Genomic DNA, 21,884 nt, shown 5'->3' with positions numbered 1-21,884 from the left:
TTCATAAAGTTTTCATGATGAAATCTGAATATGTAAGTTAATTATGATAAAATTCAAATTGAATACGCTTTCTTGATTTTTCGCTCCAACATACAGCAAGAGAGAGGGAATTTTATGAATAGACGGAACGTAGTTAAGGACTTAAAGCAGTTCGAATTATTTGCTCATTTAACAGAAAAAAAATTGAAAGGCTTAACAGAGTTTGTTTATTGGCGAACTTATAAAAAAGGTCAATTTTTATTTTTAGAAGGAGATTCAAGAGAAAGAATCTACTTCATGTTAGATGGTTTTGTAAAGTTAGAGCGGGTTAATCAAAATGGGAACTTATTATACGATGACTATGTAAAGCGATATTCTATTTTTCCTTATGGTGGCATGTTTACAGACAGAGGATATAACTATACAGCAGAAGCAATGACGGATGTGGAGGTATATTATATTCCAACGGTAATCTTTGAAGATATGGTAAAATCCAGCAGAACGCAATTGATGTACGTTGTTCAGCAATTATCATCTATATTAAAATTGAACGAAAATCGAGTGCAAAATATTACAATTCCTAATGCACAAGATCGTGTTATCCAAACGTTAAATTATTTAATGCAGGATTTAGGAGAACAGAGTGGGGAAAAGATTGTAATTTCATGTCCACTTACAACAATTGAAATATCCAAAATATCTGGAACATCTCGAGAGACAGTTAGCAGCGTATTAAAACAATTAAAAAATGATAGCATTGTTACAATTTTAGATAAAAAAATTACAATACATGATCCAACATATTTTGAAGAAATTTCAATGTGAAAATTGTATATTGATTTTTTAATTCATAGTGTATATTAATAAGGTTCTTTATATATTTATAAGGAACTTTTTTACGTTATCCTCTATAAAAAGATTGTATAGTATGGTAATAATAGCTAAAATCGATAATAAAATACAAAGTGAAGGGGAGAAAGAATGATTCGTATTGAGTATGATCGATTAGTAGCTATTTGTTACAGTATAGGGGTTTTGTTATTATTAAAAATTCCAAATGATAATGAATTAATTGGGGAAAAATTATTCAATGTCTATAAGGTTCCGATACATACGTATGTCTATATGGATTATAAAGTCTCAAATATATTGATTGTTTCTTTCATACTACATGTAATTGCATTTATATTATTTTTAAAATGGCTAGGAAAAAAGGAGTCTAGTACATTTAGAAAAACGAATAAGATAAAAGTAGTAGGCATTAGTATTTTAATTTTAATTTTAATGATGCCGTTTATTTTAAATAACATCCTCCAGACATTGAATAAAACATGGTACTATGCAGGAAAAACAGGCGTAGAAGCGATAGAATATAAAAAAGATGATAGCCAGTGTAGAATGGAGAAAAATGGAGAGAATATCCAACCGAAGTGCATTGTTACTTTAAAAAATTATCGTAATCATTCACAAGCATTAAAAGTTGTTTTATATGATAATGCAAACGAGAATTCAAAAAGCTATCCAGTACCGAAACCAGTCTATTTACAAAAACATGAGACAAAGCAATTCGAATTTCAAGTTCCTGTTTCTTATAATAGAGGTATTGAAAAAGATAAAGTACCAAATATTAAATTACATTCATTGCATGAAAATGATACGAAATACAATTAATCTGTAAGTAAAAGTTTATGAGTAGGAGCAAGAATTTGAAACGATATAGAAAATCAACTTGAATCATCCAACATACTGCGAGGTAACGGTATATTGGGTGATTTTTTTATGTTATCCCCTTTTTTCAAGTATGAAAAGGAGGGATACTTTGTTGGAAATGAAAAACATCACAAGGATCATACATGATTTTTACTTTACGTAATCTGTGAAAGTTAGAGCCATAATAACTAGTTTGCCAATTTTTAATGTCGATATCGGGCCAGTTCACATAGTCACCTAATGTATAAGGATCTAAGTTTTCTCGTAAACCTTTAACCCAGCGTATATTTCGATTTTCTTCATCATCGCATTTCCAAGAGGTAATGTATTCTTGAGCAATAATTGCTTTACGATGAAAATAAGCCGTTTCATTCGGCGAAATATTTTCAACAGCACCTATGGGCGATTGATGCCAAATACTAGCATCTTTATTTGGTGCATGAGAAAGAAAGTATTGCATGATTTGAATGCCTTTAAGGGGAATAGGTTTATAGACATAGGAACCAGAGCGCTTGAAATTTTCAGGGATGTTACCGCCATTAAAAAATTCAACAGCCTTTATATAAGGAACTTCTTCTATAAAGAGAGAGGGGCTACCAGTTTCAAGAAGAGGTGAAGAATGAGATTTACCTTTGTGAGAAATAAATAAAGCATAAGAATAAAGAATCTACATAGAGTTCAATGAAAACAGTTGCAAACTGTTCATATTTTGTTATGATAGTGTTACGAAAACGTTTGCATAAAAATTCCGATGGGATGCAAAAGGAGAGAATGACTATGAATAAGACATGGTGGAAAGAAGCGGTTGCTTATCAAATTTATCCACGTAGCTTTATGGATTCAAATGGAGATGGTATTGGAGATTTACAAGGTATTATTGCGAAACTGGATTATTTAAAAGATTTAGGTATAGATGTAATTTGGATTTGCCCAATGTATAAGTCACCTAATGATGATAATGGTTATGACATTAGTGATTATCAAGATATCATGGATGAGTTTGGTACGATGGAAGACTTTGATGCTTTACTAGATGAAGTTCATAAGCGTGATATGAAGCTTATTATTGATTTAGTTATTAATCATACAAGTGATGAACATCCATGGTTTATTGAGTCTCGTTCATCTAAAGACAATCCGAAGCGTGATTGGTATATTTGGCATGATGGTAAAGATGGTGCGGAACCAAACAACTGGGAAAGTATTTTTAATGGTTCGGCATGGGAATATGATGAAGTAACAGGACAATATTATTTACACTTATTCTCGCGTAAACAACCAGATTTAAACTGGGAGAATAAAGAAGTTCGCGAAGTATTATACGATACAGTTAATTGGTGGCTTGATAAAGGTATTGATGGTTTCCGCGTTGATGCGATTAGTCATATTAAAAAAGAAGAAGGCCTCAAGGATATGCCAAATCCAAAAGAGTTAAAATATGTGCCATCTTTTGATAAACATATGAATGTGAAAGGTATTCAACCTTTATTAGAAGAGCTAAAAGAAAATACATTCTCTAAGTACGATATTATGACTGTTGGTGAAGCAAATGGCGTTAAGATTGAAGATGCTGAGCTATGGGTTGGAGAAGAGCAAGGTAAGTTCAATATGGTATTCCAGTTTGAACATTTAAGTTTATGGGATGCAGAGAAGAAGAAAGACCTTGATGTTGTAGGATTGAAAAAAGTATTAACGAAATGGCAAAAAGGATTAGAAAATAAAGGATGGAATGCTTTATATATTGAGAATCACGATAAGCCACGTATCGTTTCAACATGGGGAGATGATAAACAATATTGGCGTGAAAGTGCAACAGCTCTAGGAGCGATGTATTTCTTTATGCACGGTACACCGTTTATTTATCAAGGACAAGAAATTGGTATGACAAATGTTCAGTTACCAAATATTGAAGATTACGATGATGTAGCAATTAAAAATTTATACCGCGAGAAAATTGCAGAGGGCGTACCACATCAAGATATGATGGAGATTATATGGGCTTCTTGCCGCGATAATTCACGTACACCTATGCAGTGGAATGATGAGATGAATGCTGGTTTCACAACAAGTACACCTTGGTTTAGCATGAATCCAAATTACAAAGAAATTAATGTTGAAAAGCAAAAAAATGAACAAAAGTCTATTTTCAATTTCTATAAGAAAATGATTGCCCTGAAAAAAGAGCACGATGTACTGAACTATGGTACGTACGATTTACTTTTAGAAGACGATCCACAAATTTATGCATATACACGTACGTTACAGGATGAAAAAGTCATTGTAATTAGTAATATCTCAAAAGAGGAAGCTGTGTATAATGAGGGTTCATTCGCACTAGAACGCAAACGTTTGCTTTTAAATAACTATGAAGTTGCGGAACATGAAGAAGTAACAACAATTGCTTTAAAACCTTATGAAACAAGGGTTTATCGCATTTCATAATAAAAAAGGATGCTCTTTGAGCATCTTTTTTTATGAAAAAAAATAAATTTCTATTGCAAAGTGAAAACGCTTTTATTAAAATAGATTTATGAAAACGGTTGCGTAAAGATAAAAATAAAGTAATATAAGGAATCGTTTTCATAAAGGGAACAGAAATTATAATTTAAATCATTATGTTGTTATAAATAAAGGGGAGGAAGAACAGATGAAAATTACGTCTTTTGATTTTTGGCAAAAGTTCGGGAAAGCTTTATTAGTTGTTGTAGCCGTAATGCCAGCAGCTGGTTTAATGATTTCCATCGGTAAGTTAATTGGTATGTCTGCTGGGGATGTTAACGCAGTTCATACAATCGCTCGCGTAATGGAAGACATCGGTTGGGCAATCATTACAAATCTACACATCTTATTCGCAGTAGCAATTGGGGGATCTTGGGCGAAAGATCGCGCGGGTGGTGCATTTGCAGCGCTATTAGCATTCGTCTTAACAAACCGAATTACAGGAGCTATATTTGGCGTAAACGCTGAAATGTTAGCGGATTCAAAAGCGAAAGTTTCTTCAGTAATAGCGGGAGATTTAATTGTAAAAGATTACTTTACTTCTGTACTTGGTGCACCTGCATTAAACATGGGAGTGTTCGTAGGGATCATCACAGGTTTCTTAGGAGCTACTTTATATAACAAATATTATAACTATAATAAACTGCCACAGGCATTAGCATTCTTTAATGGAAAACGATTTGTGCCATTCGTTGTAATTCTTTGGTCTACAGTTACTGCGATTGTATTATCACTTCTATGGCCATTCATCCAAAGTGGGTTAAATGAATTTGGTCGCTGGATTGCAGCTTCAAAAGATAGCGCACCAGTTGTTGCACCGTTTGTATATGGAACGTTAGAGCGTTTATTATTACCATTTGGTTTACACCATATGTTAACGATTCCGATGAACTATACAGAGCTAGGCGGAACATATACGATGTTAACTGGTTCAAAAGTTGGACAAGTTGTAGCAGGACAAGATCCATTATGGCTTGCATGGATTACAGATTTGAATAATTTACTAGCAAATGGAGATACGAAGGCATATAACGATTTATTAAATAACGTTGTACCAGCTCGTTTCAAAGCTGGACAAGTTATCGGCTCAACAGCAGCGTTAATGGGGATTGCATTTGCGATGTTCCGTAACGTGGATAAAGAAAAGCGTGCAAAATATAAACCAATGTTTTTATCAGCAGCATTAGCAGTATTCTTAACAGGTGTAACAGAACCAATTGAATTCATGTTCATGTTTATTGCTCCAGTATTATATGTTGTATATGCTATTACAACAGGACTTGCATTCGCGCTAGCTGATTTAATTAACTTACGTGTTCATGCATTTGGATTTATTGAGTTAATTACTCGTACACCAATGATGGTTAACGCAGGTTTAACAAGAGACTTAATCAACTTTGTTATTGTTTCATTAGTGTTCTTCGGTCTTAACTTTACACTATTTAATTTCTTAATTAAAAAATTCAATTTACCAACACCAGGGCGTGCAGGTAACTATATTGATAATGAAGATGAGGCATCAGAAGGAACAGGAAATGTACAAGGCGTTTCATTAGCAACAAAAGTTATCGATTTATTAGGTGGAAAAGAAAATATTGCTGACGTAGATGCTTGTATGACACGCTTACGTGTAACAGTAAAAGATTTAGATGTTGTTGCATCAGAAGCACAGTGGAAACAAAATGGTGCTTTAGGGCTTATTGTAAAAGATAAAGGTGTACAAGCGGTATATGGTCCGAAAGCTGACGTATTAAAGTCAGACATTCAAGATATGTTAGGTGCGTAATAATATGAAATTGCTAACTTTAAACTGTCATTCTTGGCAAGAAGAGAATCAAATAGAAAAGATACAATACCTTGCTAAAGTAATTCAAGAAGAAGAGTACGATGTCATCGCATTGCAAGAAGTAAGTCAGTCCATACAAGCTGAAAATGTATGCGGTAACAAGAAAGAAGATAATTTTGGACTTTTACTATTAGAAGAGTTAAAAGCGCTACATGTAAAAGATTACAATATTACTTGGGATTTCTCTCATATTGGTTATGACGTGTATGAAGAAGGATTAGCGATTATAACGAAGCATAATATTATAAAAGAAGATACGTTCTTCATTTCAGAGAACGAGGATACAACGTATTGGAAAACGCGTAAAATTGTAAGTGCAACAATTGCTTATAATGGTAAGGATATAACGTTTTACTCTTGCCATCTCGGTTGGTGGAATGATGAAGAAGAGTCATTCGAAGGTCAAGTCGATCGTTTGATGGAGCGTGTAGATAGCAATAAGCTCGCCTTCTTAATGGGGGATTTTAATAACAATGCTCGGTTGGAAGGCGAAGGTTATGAGTATATGATGCAAAAAGGGTTGTATGACACATATGAATTAGCAATAGAGAAGGATGAAGGAACGACTGTCCAAGGTGAGATTGCTGGTTGGGATGAAAATAAACATAATTTGCGAATCGATCTAATATTGTGTAACCAAAGTAAAAAAGTTCATTCTTCAAAAGTTATTTTTAATGGTACAAACAGAAATGTAATTTCAGATCATTTCGGTGTAGAGGTTCAATTGGATATATAATAGAAGAAATCCTCACAGAGAATAAAAGCTGTGAGGATTTTTTTTAGGAATACAAGTATTTCCAAGAGAAAATACTTGTATTTTTTATGACATTTCATATATATTTGTTATTATTGAATGTAAAACCGATTTGGTCATTTTGTATTCATACTTTGACTCACTTCGTTATATAATGAAGTAAGTGAAAGTTAATGGGAAAAAATAGTACGTTTTTGGTTAATACACGATGTAGAAAGTGATATAATTGCAAAATGCATGTATCATTTTCTAAAGAAGGAAAAATATATAATTAGGTGATAACTTCTATGAAACAAATTTGGCGTATTTATAAGACAGATTTACGGAATGTAGCCAAACATTGGGCTGCAATTGTTATTGTTTTAGGATTAATGATTTTACCATCGTTATATGCATGGTTTAACATTAAAGCTTCTTGGGATCCATATGGAAATACAAAAGAGGTTCCCATTGCAGTTTCTAACCAAGATGCAGGTTCTAATTTAAGAGGGAAAGATATTAATATCGGGAAAGAGATTGTAGACTCCCTTAAGAAAAACAAAAATCTTGGCTGGAAATTTGTAGATGAAAAACAAGCAATTTACGGAGTTGAGCGTGGGGATTATTATGCAAGTATTACGATTCCAAAAGACTTCTCTGAAAAAATCGCAACTGTTCTGGATGAAAATCCGAAAAAACCAGAACTGGATTACTATGTGAATGAAAAAGTAAACGCGATCGCACCGAAGATTACAGCAAAAGGTGCATCAGGTATTACAGAAGAAATTAGTAAAAACTTTGTAAAAACAGCAAACGGTGAGATTTTTAAAATTTTCAATGACCTTGGAATCGATTTAGAAACAAACTTACCAAGTATCGAAAAAGTAAAAGATCTTGTCTTTAAGCTAGAAGCGCAGTTCCCAGAAATGAATACACTTATGGATAAGGCGTTAGATGATGCAACTCGAGCAGAAGATGTTGTGAAAGTAGCGCAAAAAGAGTTGCCAGTTGTAGAGAGTATTATGAATGATGGGCAAGAAGCGTTAGGGAATTTAGATAAATTCTTTGCGAGAAATGATGAAACATTGAATCGCGCTCCGGGAACTATTAAAAATAATTTAACAGTAATGCAGCAGGGATTGGATGCTGCAGCGAAAATTACGGATTACTTAAAAAATCCGGCATTTGACTTTAATCTGACATTGCCAGATCCAGCTAAATTACCAGTCTTACCTAATATAACTATTCCACAAATACCAGAGATTCCAGCATTACCACAAGTGAATGGTGAAGGGTATAAAAATATTGCTAAAAATATTGATCAAACTGTAAACACTGTTTTCAATTCTACTCGTGTTGGAACGGCATATGTAAAGAGTGTTATGGATGGCCTTCAAAATAAAGGCGTGGATCCAGCTGTAGCACAGAAAAATGTGCAGGATGCTTCAAAGCTCCTCCAAGAGCGTATCGATAGTGTTTCATATTTGATTGATTTCTTTACAGCTTTCAAGGAATCAGCTTCCACGGAATTCGGTAAACAGTTCTTTGGAAACAGAGTGGAAAGTTTAACGGTGCTTAAAAATTCTATGGTGGATGCTAACAATAGGGTTAAGCATGTAGGAGATTTAATTAGTTCCGGACAAGAAGTTAAACAAGATGTGCGAGATGCTGTAAATCAAAAATTAGATGCAGTAAATAATTTAGTAAATCAAGCTGAAAAGGATTATAATGCAACGTTTGTAGCTGATTTTGAAAAAGCAGTAAGTACAGCTGAGCAACTGAAAAGTAAGGCTGAAAATGCGCAAGAAAATGCACAGCAGCTTAGAGGCAATTTAAATCAAGATATAAATAAGGCTAATGAGATATTAGACAATGGTAGAGAGAAATATGATAAAGCTGTAAATGATTACAGCAGATTAAAAACAGAGCTTGAAAAAGCAAGAGAAGACTTAAGTAACAAAGGGGTTAACGGATTAGATTCTACAAAAGTAGCCTTAAATGATTTGAATGGGCAGTTCAAAGCAAGTTGGAATTTAGTTAATGACATGATTCCAGTTCTGGAAAGTACAAATAAAGTGTTAGCTGATGTGAATAGTGATAAAAACCTTAATGGTACAATTTCTAAGTTAAATAAAGCAAAAGATGGTTTGCAAAAAGGAATGGATTTAACTGATAAAGGAATTGACGCTATTAATAAAGGTCAAAAACCAGCAGCTGATGTTATTGAAAGTATTAATCAAGTGTCTAAAAGTGTTTCGGGCCAAATTGGTGACATTTTAGCTAAATATGACTCAGAAATCACTCCAAATTTCAATGCAGCAATTGCTCGCACAAAAGAGATGTCTAAAAACACATCTCAAATTTTAAAAGAGGCAGACAAAAAGCTTCCAGACGTTAAAAAATTACTAGAAGATTCATCAAAAGGTTTAGTAGATGGTAAAAAGAAATTAGCAGACATTAAAGCTGAAATGCCAGCTACTGAGAAAAAGATTAAAGAATTAGCAGATAAAATTCGTGATTTTGAATCTGAAGAGGATTTAAAAGACATTATACGCTTATTGAAAAATGATGTTGAAAAGCAAAGTGATTACTTTGCGAATCCAGTAAATTTAAAAGAAAATAAATTATTTGCGATGCCGAACTACGGTTCAGCGATGTCACCATTCTATACAGTGCTTGCATTATGGGTAGGCGCATTATTAATGGTTTCATTATTAACGGTAGAAGTACACGAAGAGGGCGCGAATTATAAGAGCCATGAAATTTACTTCGGACGTTTATTAACATTCTTAACTATAGGTCTTTCACAAGCGTTTATCGTATCGATGGGAGATATATTCTTACTCGGTACGTACGTAGTCGATAAGTTCTGGTTTGTATTATTTAGTTTATTTATTGGTGGAGTCTTCGTTTGTATCGTATACTCACTCGTTTCTATTTTCGGAAACGTTGGGAAATCGATGGCGATCATTTTACTTGTACTACAAGTAGCGGGGTCGGGCGGAACATTCCCAATTCAAATGACACCGAAATTCTTCCAAGCGATTTATCCGTTCTTACCGTTCACATACGCAATTAGTGCAATTCGTGAAACGGTAGGCGGAATGCTTTGGGATATCGTAATAAGGGATTTACTTGTGTTAAGTGTTTTCGTAGTAGTTATGATTGTTGCTGCGTTATTACTGAAAACACCAATTAACAAATCAAGTGAAAAATTTGTTGAGAATGCAAAAGGAAGTAAAATCATTCACTAAAATAAAAGGTTCCTACCGATAGAGGTAGGAACCTTTTTGTTTAATCAAATTTTAATTTTTTTAATGCTTCCGCGAATGGGTTATTTAATGGTTCTTCTTCTTTTTTCTGTTGTTTCATATATTTTTGAACGTCGCGTTTATCGGCTTTGTTTCCAGATTCTTTTTTACGTCGCTCTTGGAATGTTGATAATTTCTCGCGATAGCCACATTTACATGCGAAAATTTGGCCTGCACCCTCACCACGTAATTCTAGTTTCTTTTTACATTGCGGACAGCGAGCATTTGTTGTACGAGATACATTTTTACGATGACCACATTCACGGTCTTGGCATACGAGCATTTTTCCCTTTTTTCCATTTACTTCTAGCATTGGTTTACCGCAATCTGGACAAGACTTCGTTGAAATGTTGTCATGTTTATATTTCTTATCACTCGATTTAATTTCAGAAACAATTTCTTTCGTATAGTTCTTCATTTCCGAAATGAATACTTCTTTCTTTAATTTTCCTTTTGCAATTGCTTCAAGTTTTTGTTCCCACTCACCAGTTAGTGTAGGTGATTTTAATTCTTCTGGTACTAAATCAAGTAATTGACGACCTTTTGATGTAATGTGAATATCTTTACCACGTTTTTCAATTAAGAAAGAATTGAAAAGTTTGTCGATAATATCTGCACGTGTCGCTACAGTACCTAATCCACCAGTTGATTTTAACGTATCAGCAAGTTGTTTATTTTGCGTATCCATATATTTTGTAGGATTCTCCATTGCTGAAAGTAAAGTTGCTTCATTAAAGCGTGCAGGTGCTTTCGTTTGACCTGATGTTTGCATAAGTAACTTTACAGTTAATGTATCGCCCTTTTCAATGTGAGGTAGAATTTGCTCTTTTACGTCATCAGTTACATCATCGTCTTCAAATCGATTTTCGTATACTTCCTTCCAACCAGCATGTAAAATCGTTTTTCCGCGTGCAATGAATGTTTCATTGCCGACCTTTGTGCGTAACGTTAGTTGTTCGTATTCGAATGCTGGGAATAAAACAGCTAAGAAACGTTTTACAACTAAATCATAAATTTTGCGTTCTTTATCTGTGAATGCTGCGAAGTTAACGTATCCTTCTGTTGGAATAATCGCATGATGATCGCTTACTTTACTATCATCAACAAATGATTTGTTAGGTTTGATAGGCTTTTGTAATACTTTATGTGCGAAGGGACGGTATTCTCCAACACCACATGCTTTTAGACGTTCTGGAAGTGTTCCAACGATATCAGATGAAATGTAGCGTGAATCTGTACGAGGGTACGTTAGTACTTTATGCTGTTCATACAATTTTTGCATAATATTTAATGTTTCTTTAGCAGAGTAACCGAACTTTTTATTTGCATCACGTTGCAATTCAGTTAAATCGTAAAGACCAGGAGAGAATGACTTCTTCTGTTTCTTATCAATTTCCACAACAGTAGCATTTTGTTTATCTAAACTTTTTACAATACCATCGATTTTTTCTTTATTAAAACTACGGCTATTGCCATTTGCATCTTGCCAAGTGAGTTTGAGCTTCTCCATTGTTTGAGCTTCGATGCCGTAGTAAGTTTGAGCTTTGAAGTTCTTTATTTCATCCTCACGACTAGCAATCATAGCAACAGTAGGGGTTTGTACACGGCCGCAATTTAACTGGGCATTAAAGCGAGTTGTTAAAGCACGAGTTGCATTAAGACCGATATACCAGTCAGCTTCTGAACGTGCAACTGCTGAAGCGTATAAATTGTCATAGGCTTTACCTGGTTTTAAATTTGCAAAACCATCTTTAATTGCTTTATCGGTTACAGAAGAAATCCATAAACGTTTGATTGGTTTATTTAGCTTAACTTTATCGATAATCCAGCGTGCGACTAATTCCCCTTCACGTCCAGCGTCTGTTGCTACAATAATTTCATTTACATCTTTTCTAAGTAGCTGACTTTTTACAGCATTAAATTGTTTACCAGTTTGTTTAATAACCGTTAATTTCAAACGCTCAGGTAGCATCGGTAAATCTTCTAAATTCCACTTTTTATATTTCACATCATAACTTTCTGGATCTGCTAATGTAACGAGATGACCTAAAGTCCAAGTTACAATATATTTACTACCTTCAAGGTAGCCATTTCCTTTTTTATCGCACTTAAGTACACGAGCAATATCTCGTGCAACAGAAGGTTTTTCAGCGATTACAACGCTTTTCGACATATTAAAAACATCCTTTCAAATTTCCATAAGTTAAATATAGCATACATCTTCTTGAGATTCAGTTTCGCTCTATATTTGAGCTGTTTTTAATGGAGTGAACAAAATCCCAACTAATTAAAGTTTCACTTTATCCCGCATTAACGGGCAGTAAGATCCCCACCTCAAAATTCAACGAAAGCAAATAAGTTAGGGGGGAACAACTGCCCGTAAAAGCCCGATTGGTGAGGGCCGATAATCAATGGGGGATGAAAAAAATCACTGATTAAAGTTTCACTTTATCAGTTGCTTCTATATTAAATAGAAAAGTAAAGAACTTGTTATTTTAGTAGAATAAGAGTAGACTTTGAAGTAGATGAATAATAAGCACATGGGAGTTTGTGGATGCAAACTGAGAGTATGACTAGTCCGTCATTGACCATTTGAACCTGTTGGATAATGCCAGCGTAGGGAGAGTGTAAAAGCACATGTTCAGGCACTTTGCGTACGCGCAAAGTGTCTTTTTGTGTATCTCCCATCATTATAGTTAGGAGATGAAAAGGATGAATATGAAAGAAATTAGTAAAGTAGTGGATTTGGTGAGAGAATCTAATCCGCTCGTTCATAATATTACAAATGTTGTTGTAACAAATTTTAGTGCTAACGGTTTGTTGGCACTTGGAGCATCGCCTGTAATGGCGTATGCAAAAGAAGAAGTAGCAGAAATGGCTAGCATTGCTGGAGCGTTAGTATTAAATATGGGGACACTTCGTCCTGAAGAAGTAGAAGCGATGTTACTCGCGGGTAAATCAGCAAATGCGAACAATGTGCCAGTACTATTTGACCCAGTTGGTGCAGGAGCAACTTCGTATCGAACAGAAGTTGCGAGACATATTCCAGCCGAAATAGATTTAGCAATTATCCGCGGAAATGCGGCTGAAATAGCAAATGTTATTAATGAGAAATGGGAAATTAAAGGGGTAGACGCTGGTACTGGAAATGGCAATGTTGTAAGTATTGCAAGGCAGGCAGCAGATGAACTAAATACAGTTGCGGTCATTACTGGAAAAGAAGATGTTGTTACAGATGGAGAGAGAACTATTGTTATTCGAAATGGTCACCCTATTTTAACGAAAGTTACGGGAACAGGTTGTTTACTAACTTCTGTAATAGGAGCATTTGTAGCAGTGGAAAAAGATTATGTAAAAGCAGCAGTAGCCGCATTAACGTTTTATGGTGTAGCTTCGGAACTGGCAGCTGCTAAGGCGGTAGAAAAAGGGCCTGGTAGTTTCCAAATTGAATTTTTAAATCAATTAGCGAATACAACTTCAGGTGATATTGAGAAGTATGGGAAGATTGTGGAGTTAGAGTAAGAGGGAGTGAAAGAAATGGCACGCATTGAAATAGATAAAATGTCTAAGCTATTGCAAGTGTATTTTATTATGGGAAGTAATAACTGCACGAGGGATCCTTTAGCTGTATTGAAAGAAGCGTTAGATGGTGGAGTGACACTTTTTCAGTTTCGCGAGAAGGGGGAAGGTTCTTTAATCGGAGAAGATAGAGTGCGCTTTGCAAAAGAATTGCAGACGCTTTGTAAGGAATATAGTGTTCCTTTCATTGTAAATGATGATGTAGAATTAGCCATTGAATTAGATGCAGATGGTGTTCATGTTGGACAAGATGATGAAGGAATTACATCTGTTCGTGAAAAAATGGGAGATAAAATTATCGGCGTATCTGCTCATACAATTGAAGAAGCACGTTTTGCAATCGAAAATGGAGCGGATTATTTAGGTGTTGGTCCTATTTTCCCAACGAGTACGAAAAAAGATACGAAAGCGGTTCAAGGAACGAAAGGATTAGCTTATTTTAGAGAACAAGGAATTACAGTGCCAATCGTTGGTATTGGTGGGATTACAATTGAAAATACAGCGGCAGTTATAGAGGCGGGTGCGGACGGTGTTTCAGTTATTTCAGCAATTAGTTTAGCGGAATCTGCGTATGAAAGTACGAGAAAATTAGTTGAAGAAGTAAAGAGAAGTTTGTAGGGAAGGAAGTGTAGTATTTTAAGTGCTACATGAAGAAATAGACTGCCCAAAATTTAAACAAATATTTGATTAAAAAAGCACAAACCTTTTTAAATAAAGGTTTGTGCTTTTTCTTTAAAACATAATTGAAATTAAGAGCATTCCAATTCCGATAGAAGTAAATGTTGCAATTAGGCCCGGAATCATAAAACTATGATTTAATACGTATTTACCAATACCTGTTGTACCAGTGCGGTCAAAGTTAATGGCAGCAACGATTGTCCCATAGTTTGGAATGAAGAAGTATCCATTTACTGCAGGGAACATCGCAATCAGTAGCGCTGGTGGAATACCAAGAGATAGTCCAAGTGGCATTAAGGCACGAACTGTTGCTGCTTGGCTGTACAGTAAAATAGATAGAATGAATAATGCGATAGCAAATAGCCATGGTGCACTTGTTACTAAATGCTGAATGGATCCTTGAATCATATTTAAGTTTCCGTTAAAGAAAGTATCTCCCATCCAAGCGATACCGAAAATAGCAACAACTGCTGTTGCTCCTGCTTTAAAGACGTTACCAGATACAATGCTTTCTACATTTGGCTTACAGAAAATAATAATAAGAGCCGCGATAGTTAACATAACCATCTCAATTGTGTTCGGCATGGAAAGACGGGCTAACTTCCCATCAACTATCCATCCTGGACGAAGTGCTTCAAATGAACCAAGAAGTACAACAAGGAAGGTTCCTACAAGGAAAAGGATAACTGATAATTTTGCGCCCTTTACACCTACAAATTCTTTTTTCTCTTCAAGCTTAGGAATTAATCCTTCTTTTAATCGTTTTAAGTATTCAGGGTCTTCATTTAATTCTTTTCCCATCTTACTAGCAACAAATGCAGCTATCATACAAGCGATGAAAGTAGAAGGGATACTTACTTTTAAAATATCTAATAAGGTGATTTTATAGTCAGCTAACATTGCTAAAAGTGCAACTGTTGCAGCTGATATAGGACTAGCCGTAATTGCTTGTTGGGAAGCAATTACGGCAATGGACATTGGTCGTTCTGGTCTAATTCCGGATTCGCGAGAGACTTCAGCGATAACAGGAAGTACAGAATAAGCAACGTGACCAGTTCCTGCACAAAGTGTAAATAAATAAGTAACAATTGGAGCAAAGAATGTAATGCGTTTTGGATTTTTTCGTAATGCCTTTTCAGCTAGATGAACAAGGTAGTCCATTCCTCCAGCGGCTTGCAAAGCACCAGCAGCTGTAATTACTGCCAAAATCATAAGCATTACATCGATAGGAGGCGCCGTTGGTTGTAAGTGGAAGACAAAAACGAGTATTGCCATACCAACTCCACCCATTACTCCTAAACCAACTCCGCCTAGGCGTGCACCAATAAAAATACAGAGTAACAAGGTAAGAAATTGTAGCCAAAACATGATAAACTACCTCCGAAATTCATTAGTTAAGATATATTCGAATAGTTTAATTTGATTGAAAATTAAATAAATACCCGAAAAAATCCTTGTTATTAATACATTTTTTATTATATAACACAAAAAAAGTAACATTCACGTACTTTTTGAAATTATTTTGAAAAAACAATGCGTTAAAAATTTGTATTTATATCTCTAAATAAGTAGACATTTTGATTTATATGTTGTAATCTTTGAAAGAGAATAAATTAATTCTCATAGAACTCCCATATCGTTCAACTCGTTCAGCGAGAAAGGCAAACTGATGGAAACATGAGGACGCAAAACTACAGGAGCTAAGGTCGAAAGGCTATGCTAGCCAGTTACCGGACGGATAGGGTTGGTCTTTGCCAATGCTTTTACATTGGCTTTTTTTTATTCTCGAACATATTGAGAAACATTTTTAAACAAAATATTCATATATTTTGTTTTTTTGTTTATGTTAGTTAAGGAAGGTGGATATTAATGAAAAAATATTGGCATAAGTTATCGTTCCTTCAAAAGAACGTCTTATTAACCGTACTAGTTATTTTGACGCTTGTTGGAAGTATGGGTGCGTTAAGTTTCAACATGTTTCAAAATAGTATGATGTCTTTATTTGAAAGGCAGTCTATTGAAACAGGAGAAATAGTATTAAAAAAATTGGATTTAGAGTTAGTTAGAGACATGGCGAAAGATCCTACAGCCGAAAAAGTGAAAAAAGAAAAGTTAACAGAAAAATTAGATGAAGTTTCAAAAGAATTGAAAAGTGTTGGACAAACGTATGTTACAGGAGCAAAGCCGAATGAAAAGCGAGAATTACAACTCGTTGGTTTGACTACAGAGTTAACAAATGCATTCCCTATAAAGACGGGAGATTATTATGAACAACCCGCTCATTGGATGAAGGCATACGATAAAGTGATTGATACGAAAAAGGCACAAATGACAGAAGTATATGAAGATGAAATAGGTTCGTGGGTGACAATATTAGAACCAATTACAGATGGAGAAAACAATATTGTTGCAATTATTGCGGCTGACTTAGATGCTTCCATTGTTCCTATTACAAAAGAGAAGTTTATGATACAGGGCTTACTCTTTATCATTATTTCATTAGCAATTGCGACTATTACTCAATTCTTTATCGTGCGTCACTCGTTAGCTCCATTAAAAGATTTACGAGAAGGGTTACGTAAAATTGGTGAAGGTGACTTAAGTGTTAAATTAAAAGAAAGACCAGATGATATTGGAATTATTAATGTTTATTTCAATAACACGATTGAAAAATTTAAAGGGATTATAGATAAAGTAAGGCAAACTGCTGAGCAAGTTTCTTCTTCTTCACAAGAATTGTCGGCGAGTACAGAGGAAAACAGCATGGCAGTTCAAGAGATTGCAAGTTCTATTGAAGGTTTAAGAGTAGGGGCACAGTCTCAAAAAACTTCAGTACAACAATGTTTAGGAATTGTACATGGAATGGAAGATAAGGTAGAAGAAATAACTGGGGCTGCAAAACAAGTTGCGGTTGCTTCTGAAGGTATGGAACAACATTCAATTGAAGGTAATGAAGTGATTGGACAAATTATTAATCAAATGAGTTTAATCCAAAATGCAGTACAAGATTTATCTTCCATCATTTATTCGTTAGAAACAAGGTCAAAAGAAATTAGTGATATCGTAACTGTAATTACAGGTATTTCAAATCAAACAAATTTATTAGCTTTAAATGCTTCTATTGAGGCTTCACGTGCTGGAGCAGCTGGAAGAGGGTTTGCAGTTGTTGCTGATGAAGTACGAAAATTAGCAGAACAAACGGAAGCGTCTGCTAAAGATATAGCGAAATTAATTGGTGAAACACAAGCTGAGACAGAAGATGCTGTAGTTTCCATGCAAAAAGGTTCAAGAGAAGTAGAAACTGGAATTTCGCTTGTTCAAAGTAGTGGAGATTTCTTTGAAAAAATCTCAAAATCAGCGCAATCTGTTACAGATCAAGTAAAAGCTGTTTCTGGTAATTCGAGTGACATTTTACAAAATAGCCAGAATATTGTTCAAGTCGTAAATGAATTATCACATATTGCAAATACTTATGCCAACAGCAGTAGTAATGTTGAAGAAAGCATGAAAGAGCAAGAAATATCAGTACAAGATATTGCAGAATTAGCGACTTCTTTAAGTTGGCTTTCTCAGGAATTACAAGAGCTTATTGGTGAGTTTAAAAGCGAATAAGGAGAAAGTTCAATTCTAATCAAGGGAATCCTCCCTTGATTATGAATTGAACTAATCTGCCCTTTAATAAGGGATGAAAAAGGTGTGAATTTTCACACCTTTATTATATTTAAGAGAGGAATTTACATAAATATGAAATTAGCAATTTCTTATAGTGAGATGGTAAAAGAATTTTTAGGAAAAGTAGAAGGAAGTATTAAAATACCTAAAGATGTGCAAGGAACGGAACTTAGGATAAAAAGGAAAACGGAACTGTTTTCAAATTTGACTCACATTGTGGATTTAATAGGAGCGACTACAACGTGGTTATATCATATTTCTAAAGAAAAACATATTGTCGTGCTTTATCATGTAAGAGGAAGTTTATTTCCGATTACTATTGAAGTTTCTAATTTTCTCTCCTATGAAAGTTTAAATTTACAAATTGAAGAGCAGCTGGAGCAAATTAAAGAAATGAATGAGGAAGAAATAGAAGAGTTTCAAAACGGTAATACATTATATGAAATGTCACCTATTATTATTGGTGAAACATATTATGAGCTACAAGACATGAATACATTACAATTTGTATTTAGTAAAAATATGAAAAGTGTAGAAATAATATTTAATAGTGTTAATTGGAAAGAGACAACGATTACTCGTTATGCACAACAAATACAAGGTGTTTTAATTGATATATTACGAAATACTAATAAGTATATAAAACGTTTTAATATTATTACAGAGGCCGAGATGGCACTTTATAGTCAAGTGAATGATACGACAGCAGTATATCCTGAGAAAAGTATCGTCGATATGTTCTATAATACTGTTACTCAATTTCCAAATCGTATAGCTTTATCTTCAAGGGAAGGTACTTTAACTTATGAGGAGCTAAATAAAAAAAGTAATCAAATAGCTCATATGTTAATTAAAAACGGCGTCCAATTAGGAGACTATGTTGGAATATTTATGAAACGTAGCATAGACACAGTAGTAAGTATGGTAGCTATATTAAAAGCTGGTGCAGCGTATGTTCCAATTGATCCAGATTATCCCGAAAGTAGAATACAGTACATTATTCAAGATAGCCAAGCGAAAGTTATATTGATGAAAGAGACGCCTATAACATGTGATGGGGTTCAAACAGTTTCAATGTATGATAGTGAAACTTATGAAGATATAGATGTAAAGTTGTCTATTCATTGTGACGATGTAGCTTATATGATTTATACATCTGGTTCAACAGGGAATCCAAAGGGAACGATGTTAGCACATAGAGGCGTTGTTAATCTGTATACTTGGATGAAAAAGCAATATGAATTGACAGAAGAGGATGTATTTGCCCAATTTCCTTCCTTTAGTTTCGATGCCTCTGTATGGGAGTCATTTGCTTCTTTATTCTGCGGAGGAAACTTGTATGTATTACTAGAGGAAGAGCGATTGTCTGTAGAAGCATTTGCAAATGCAATCTATAAAGTGAAAGCAACTTCAATCTTGGCATTAGCAACAATTTTTGTTCGACAAGTAGCAACTTATTTAGCAGAAGAAGATATATATAAGCTAGCTTCCCTAAAAAGAATTGCGATTGGCGGTGAAATGTTGCCTGTAGAGGTTATTAAATTGTGGAGAGAAAGAATAGGTACAAATGTTGAAATTTATAATGTATACGGACCGACAGAATGTACTGTAGTGACGACAACCTATAAAATACCTAGTCAGTTAAATGAGGATGTTGCGAGTATTCCCATTGGTAAACCATGTGCTAATTATCAAGTTATGATTTTGGATGAGAATATGAATCTTTGTCCAATTGGTGTACCTGGTGAATTATATATAGATTCAGTGGGATTAGCAAAAGGGTATTTTAATAAGCCTAATAAAACAATTGAAGCTTTTATTCCGAACCCTTTTAATCCTATAGTTAATATATACAAAACAGGTGATATCGTTAAGTTGCTAGAGGATGGAAATATAGAGTTTTTACATCGGAAAGATGATCAAGTAAAAATTAGAGGACATCGTATTGAACTAGGAGAAATCCAAAGTAAAATTTCTCATAATCATAATATAAAAGAAAATGCTGTTTTTGCTAAGAAGAGTAAGGAAGGTAGCCAATATTTAATCGCGTTCTATACAACTTTAAATAAAAAAGAAATACCAGAATTAGTTTATCAGTTACAAGAGCAATTACCAGATTATATGGTGCCATCTAAACTAATTTATATTAATGAATTACCACTTACACCTAATAAAAAGATTGATGTTAAGAAGTTAGCTCAGTTAGAAGAAAAGTATGAACCGGTTCGTCTACAAGAATATGTTGCACCTTCTAATAAAGCAGAAAAACAAATAGCGAACGCTTGGGCAGAAATATTAGGAATTTCAAAAGTTGGAGTACATGATGATTTCTTTACAATTGGTGGACATTCATTAAAAGTATTACGAGTCTTAACATTGTTAAAAGAAGATTTCTCACATTTAACAATTCAAGATTTCTTTAAAGAAAGAACGATATATGGATTAGCTCGAATTGAGCGAGAAGTAAAAGTAGAGAAAGAAGAAGTATTTCGTGAATATAAAGTGATTCACGAACCAGATACTATCACGTATGCAAACGTTTTGGAAGAAACCCAGATTTCAAATGTCTTTTTAACAGGAGCTACTGGTTATTTAGGATCACACATATTATATGAATTGTTGAGAGATACATCTGCTACTATTTATTGTTTAGTAAGACCAACGAAAGATGTGCAGCAAAGAATTATAGATACATTAACAGGCTACTTTAATGATATATGTGAAGAATGGTTACAGCGTATACAGGCCGTAGCTGGTGATCTGGGAGAACAGTATCTTGGGATGAGCGAAGAAGAATTTATGTTCATCAGTTCTAAGATGGATACGATAATTCATTGCGGTGCAGATGTAAGACATTTTGGAGATGTAAAACAATTTGAAAATATAAATGTCCAAGGAACTAGCCGTATGCTAGCATTAGCTGAGAAAGGTGCTACATTCCATTTTATTTCTACAATTGGTATCCCGTTAGAATTAGCGGTAGATCAATGGGATACATACATGAAAACTGGTGATTTTAATTACAGTGTAGACTTAGAGAATGTATATTCAAATAGTAAACTACAAGCGGAAAACATTGTTCGTGAAGCAATGAAAAATGGTTTGCGCGGAAATATTTATCGTGCAGGTAATTTAGCATGTCATTCAGAAACAGGTTCGTTTCAACAAAATATTGATGGAAACGCATTTTATCGTCTTATTAAAACAATGCTATTAATTGGGAAAGCACCAAATGTGAAGTGGAAAGTTGATTTCACACCAATTGATTTTGCTAGTAAATCAATTGTATCGTATTTACAAGATGCGCAAATTGTAGGAGAGACGTTACATATTTGTCATCCACATCAAATTGAGTTTGAACAATTTATACAGCTAATTGGAGAGTGTGGATACAATCTTGAAATGGTTCCACTTTCAGAATATGTAAATACCGGACTTGCATTAGCGAAGGGAAATGAAGTAATAGCAGAGTTGATTGCTTCTCAAGTTGCAGGAGATGGAGCGCAGCAATCTGAAATTGTAATGGGTACGCGTAGAACGAATGAATGGATTAAGAAAAAAGAATTGATAGTACCAGCAATTAATAAAGAATTTATTCAGCAGTTATTAGCTCATGGTGAAAAAGTTGGTTATTTTCCAAAAATAATGAAATGATTATGCATGCTTTTGTTTGTTCAATAAAATAAATCATGCTACAATGAAAACGAATTAAGGACCGGGGAGCCAATTGGCTGAGAGGATGTAAGTAAACATCGACCCTCAACCTGATCTGGATAATGCCAGCGTAGGGAGTTACTTAAAGTGATGTAGCATATGTTATTCTGTAATAACTTGCATACAAGGCTTTCCTACGCAGTAGGAAAGCCTTTTCTTATTT

General features: G+C 34.4%; 12 protein-coding genes, 1 pseudogene and 3 riboswitches. Of the genes and pseudogenes, 10 read left to right on the top strand and 3 right to left on the bottom strand.

All coding sequences use genetic code 11. From position 1 onward, the window contains the following. Positions 1–114: 114 nt before the first annotated feature. A complete protein-coding gene (locus HMPREF2590_RS27860) occupies positions 115–804 on the top strand; it encodes a Crp/Fnr family transcriptional regulator (RefSeq protein ID WP_001081905.1) in 690 nt (229 codons plus the stop codon). Between the two features lie 156 nt (positions 805–960). Beyond that, positions 961–1,650, top strand: a complete 690-nt coding sequence (locus tag HMPREF2590_RS27855; protein ID WP_070861628.1) for an ABC transporter permease — start codon at positions 961–963, stop codon at positions 1,648–1,650. Positions 1,651–1,774: 124 nt separating this feature from the next. Here HMPREF2590_RS27855 and HMPREF2590_RS27850 read toward each other — a convergent pair. Next, a pseudogene (locus HMPREF2590_RS27850) lies at positions 1,775–2,311 on the bottom strand (BBE domain-containing protein); the annotation flags it as partial. A 155-nt stretch (positions 2,312–2,466) separates the two neighbouring features. Here HMPREF2590_RS27850 and HMPREF2590_RS27845 point away from each other — a divergent pair. The 4 genes from HMPREF2590_RS27845 (at position 2,467) to HMPREF2590_RS27830 (ending at position 10,021) form a co-directional block, all read left to right on the top strand. Further along, positions 2,467–4,131 (top strand): glycoside hydrolase family 13 protein, encoded by a 1,665-nt coding sequence (locus HMPREF2590_RS27845; protein WP_050821519.1) that lies wholly within the window; start codon positions 2,467–2,469, stop codon positions 4,129–4,131. A 205-nt stretch (positions 4,132–4,336) separates the two neighbouring features. Further along, a complete protein-coding gene (locus tag HMPREF2590_RS27840) occupies positions 4,337–5,974 on the top strand; it encodes a PTS transporter subunit IIBC (RefSeq protein WP_050821521.1) in 1,638 nt (545 codons plus the stop codon). A 4-nt stretch (positions 5,975–5,978) separates the two neighbouring features. Further along, positions 5,979–6,770 (top strand): endonuclease/exonuclease/phosphatase family protein, encoded by a 792-nt coding sequence (locus HMPREF2590_RS27835; protein ID WP_000771985.1) that lies wholly within the window; start codon positions 5,979–5,981, stop codon positions 6,768–6,770. 305 nt (positions 6,771–7,075) lie between these two features. Beyond that, a complete protein-coding gene (locus tag HMPREF2590_RS27830; RefSeq protein ID WP_050821523.1) occupies positions 7,076–10,021 on the top strand; it encodes a YhgE/Pip domain-containing protein in 2,946 nt (981 codons plus the stop codon). A 40-nt stretch (positions 10,022–10,061) separates the two neighbouring features. Here the strand turns inward: HMPREF2590_RS27830 and topB are convergent, their stop codons facing one another. Beyond that, entirely contained in the window at positions 10,062–12,251 is a 2,190-nt protein-coding gene (gene topB, locus HMPREF2590_RS27825) for a DNA topoisomerase III (RefSeq protein ID WP_050821526.1), read from the bottom strand. Between the two features lie 357 nt (positions 12,252–12,608). After that, positions 12,609–12,718, top strand: a riboswitch (TPP riboswitch). 72 nt (positions 12,719–12,790) lie between these two features. Between topB and thiM the strand changes: the two genes are divergently transcribed. Beyond that, positions 12,791–13,600, top strand: a complete 810-nt coding sequence (thiM, locus tag HMPREF2590_RS27820) for a hydroxyethylthiazole kinase (RefSeq protein WP_050821527.1) — start codon at positions 12,791–12,793, stop codon at positions 13,598–13,600. 15 nt (positions 13,601–13,615) lie between these two features. Continuing rightward, positions 13,616–14,275 carry a thiamine phosphate synthase gene (thiE, locus tag HMPREF2590_RS27815; RefSeq protein ID WP_000090967.1) on the top strand — a complete coding sequence of 220 codons (660 nt, stop codon included), beginning with the start codon at positions 13,616–13,618 and terminating at the stop codon, positions 14,273–14,275. A gap of 114 nt (positions 14,276–14,389) precedes the next feature. On the opposite strand, the gene HMPREF2590_RS27810 is transcribed toward thiE, so the two are convergent. Continuing rightward, positions 14,390–15,703, bottom strand: a complete 1,314-nt coding sequence (locus HMPREF2590_RS27810) for an anaerobic C4-dicarboxylate transporter family protein (protein WP_000498691.1) — start codon at positions 15,701–15,703, stop codon at positions 14,390–14,392. 282 nt (positions 15,704–15,985) lie between these two features. Further along, positions 15,986–16,070: riboswitch (cyclic di-GMP riboswitch) on the top strand. Positions 16,071–16,204: 134 nt separating this feature from the next. Between HMPREF2590_RS27810 and HMPREF2590_RS27805 the strand changes: the two genes are divergently transcribed. Together HMPREF2590_RS27805 and HMPREF2590_RS27800 are read left to right on the top strand one after the other, a co-directional pair. Then, positions 16,205–17,947 carry a methyl-accepting chemotaxis protein gene (locus HMPREF2590_RS27805; protein WP_000761076.1) on the top strand — a complete coding sequence of 581 codons (1,743 nt, stop codon included), beginning with the start codon at positions 16,205–16,207 and terminating at the stop codon, positions 17,945–17,947. A gap of 132 nt (positions 17,948–18,079) precedes the next feature. Then, positions 18,080–21,661, top strand: a complete 3,582-nt coding sequence (locus tag HMPREF2590_RS27800; protein ID WP_050821529.1) for a non-ribosomal peptide synthetase family protein — start codon at positions 18,080–18,082, stop codon at positions 21,659–21,661. 52 nt (positions 21,662–21,713) lie between these two features. Further along, positions 21,714–21,815: riboswitch (TPP riboswitch) on the top strand. The last annotated feature ends 69 nt before the right edge of the window (positions 21,816–21,884 follow it).

Source organism: Bacillus sp. HMSC036E02 (assembly GCF_001836235.1).
Taxonomy (GTDB): domain Bacteria; phylum Bacillota; class Bacilli; order Bacillales; family Bacillaceae_G; genus Bacillus_A; species Bacillus_A cereus.
Note: the sequence above shows the minus strand (reverse complement) of the source record. Positions and strands in the feature narration are given on the sequence as shown.

Excerpts from the sequence above, each read along its gene's own strand:
- HMPREF2590_RS27860 (WP_001081905.1), top strand. The coding sequence starts at position 115 with ATGAATAGACGGAACGTAGTTAAGGACTTAAAGCAGTTCGAATTATTT.
- HMPREF2590_RS27855 (WP_070861628.1), top strand. The coding sequence starts at position 961 with ATGATTCGTATTGAGTATGATCGATTAGTAGCTATTTGTTACAGTATA.
- HMPREF2590_RS27845 (WP_050821519.1), top strand. The coding sequence starts at position 2,467 with ATGAATAAGACATGGTGGAAAGAAGCGGTTGCTTATCAAATTTATCCA.
- HMPREF2590_RS27840 (WP_050821521.1), top strand. The coding sequence starts at position 4,337 with ATGAAAATTACGTCTTTTGATTTTTGGCAAAAGTTCGGGAAAGCTTTA.
- HMPREF2590_RS27835 (WP_000771985.1), top strand. The coding sequence starts at position 5,979 with ATGAAATTGCTAACTTTAAACTGTCATTCTTGGCAAGAAGAGAATCAA.
- HMPREF2590_RS27830 (WP_050821523.1), top strand. The coding sequence starts at position 7,076 with ATGAAACAAATTTGGCGTATTTATAAGACAGATTTACGGAATGTAGCC.
- topB (WP_050821526.1), bottom strand. The coding sequence starts at position 12,251 with ATGTCGAAAAGCGTTGTAATCGCTGAAAAACCTTCTGTTGCACGAGAT.
- thiM (WP_050821527.1), top strand. The coding sequence starts at position 12,791 with ATGAATATGAAAGAAATTAGTAAAGTAGTGGATTTGGTGAGAGAATCT.
- thiE (WP_000090967.1), top strand. The coding sequence starts at position 13,616 with ATGGCACGCATTGAAATAGATAAAATGTCTAAGCTATTGCAAGTGTAT.
- HMPREF2590_RS27810 (WP_000498691.1), bottom strand. The coding sequence starts at position 15,703 with ATGTTTTGGCTACAATTTCTTACCTTGTTACTCTGTATTTTTATTGGT.
- HMPREF2590_RS27805 (WP_000761076.1), top strand. The coding sequence starts at position 16,205 with ATGAAAAAATATTGGCATAAGTTATCGTTCCTTCAAAAGAACGTCTTA.
- HMPREF2590_RS27800 (WP_050821529.1), top strand. The coding sequence starts at position 18,080 with ATGAAATTAGCAATTTCTTATAGTGAGATGGTAAAAGAATTTTTAGGA.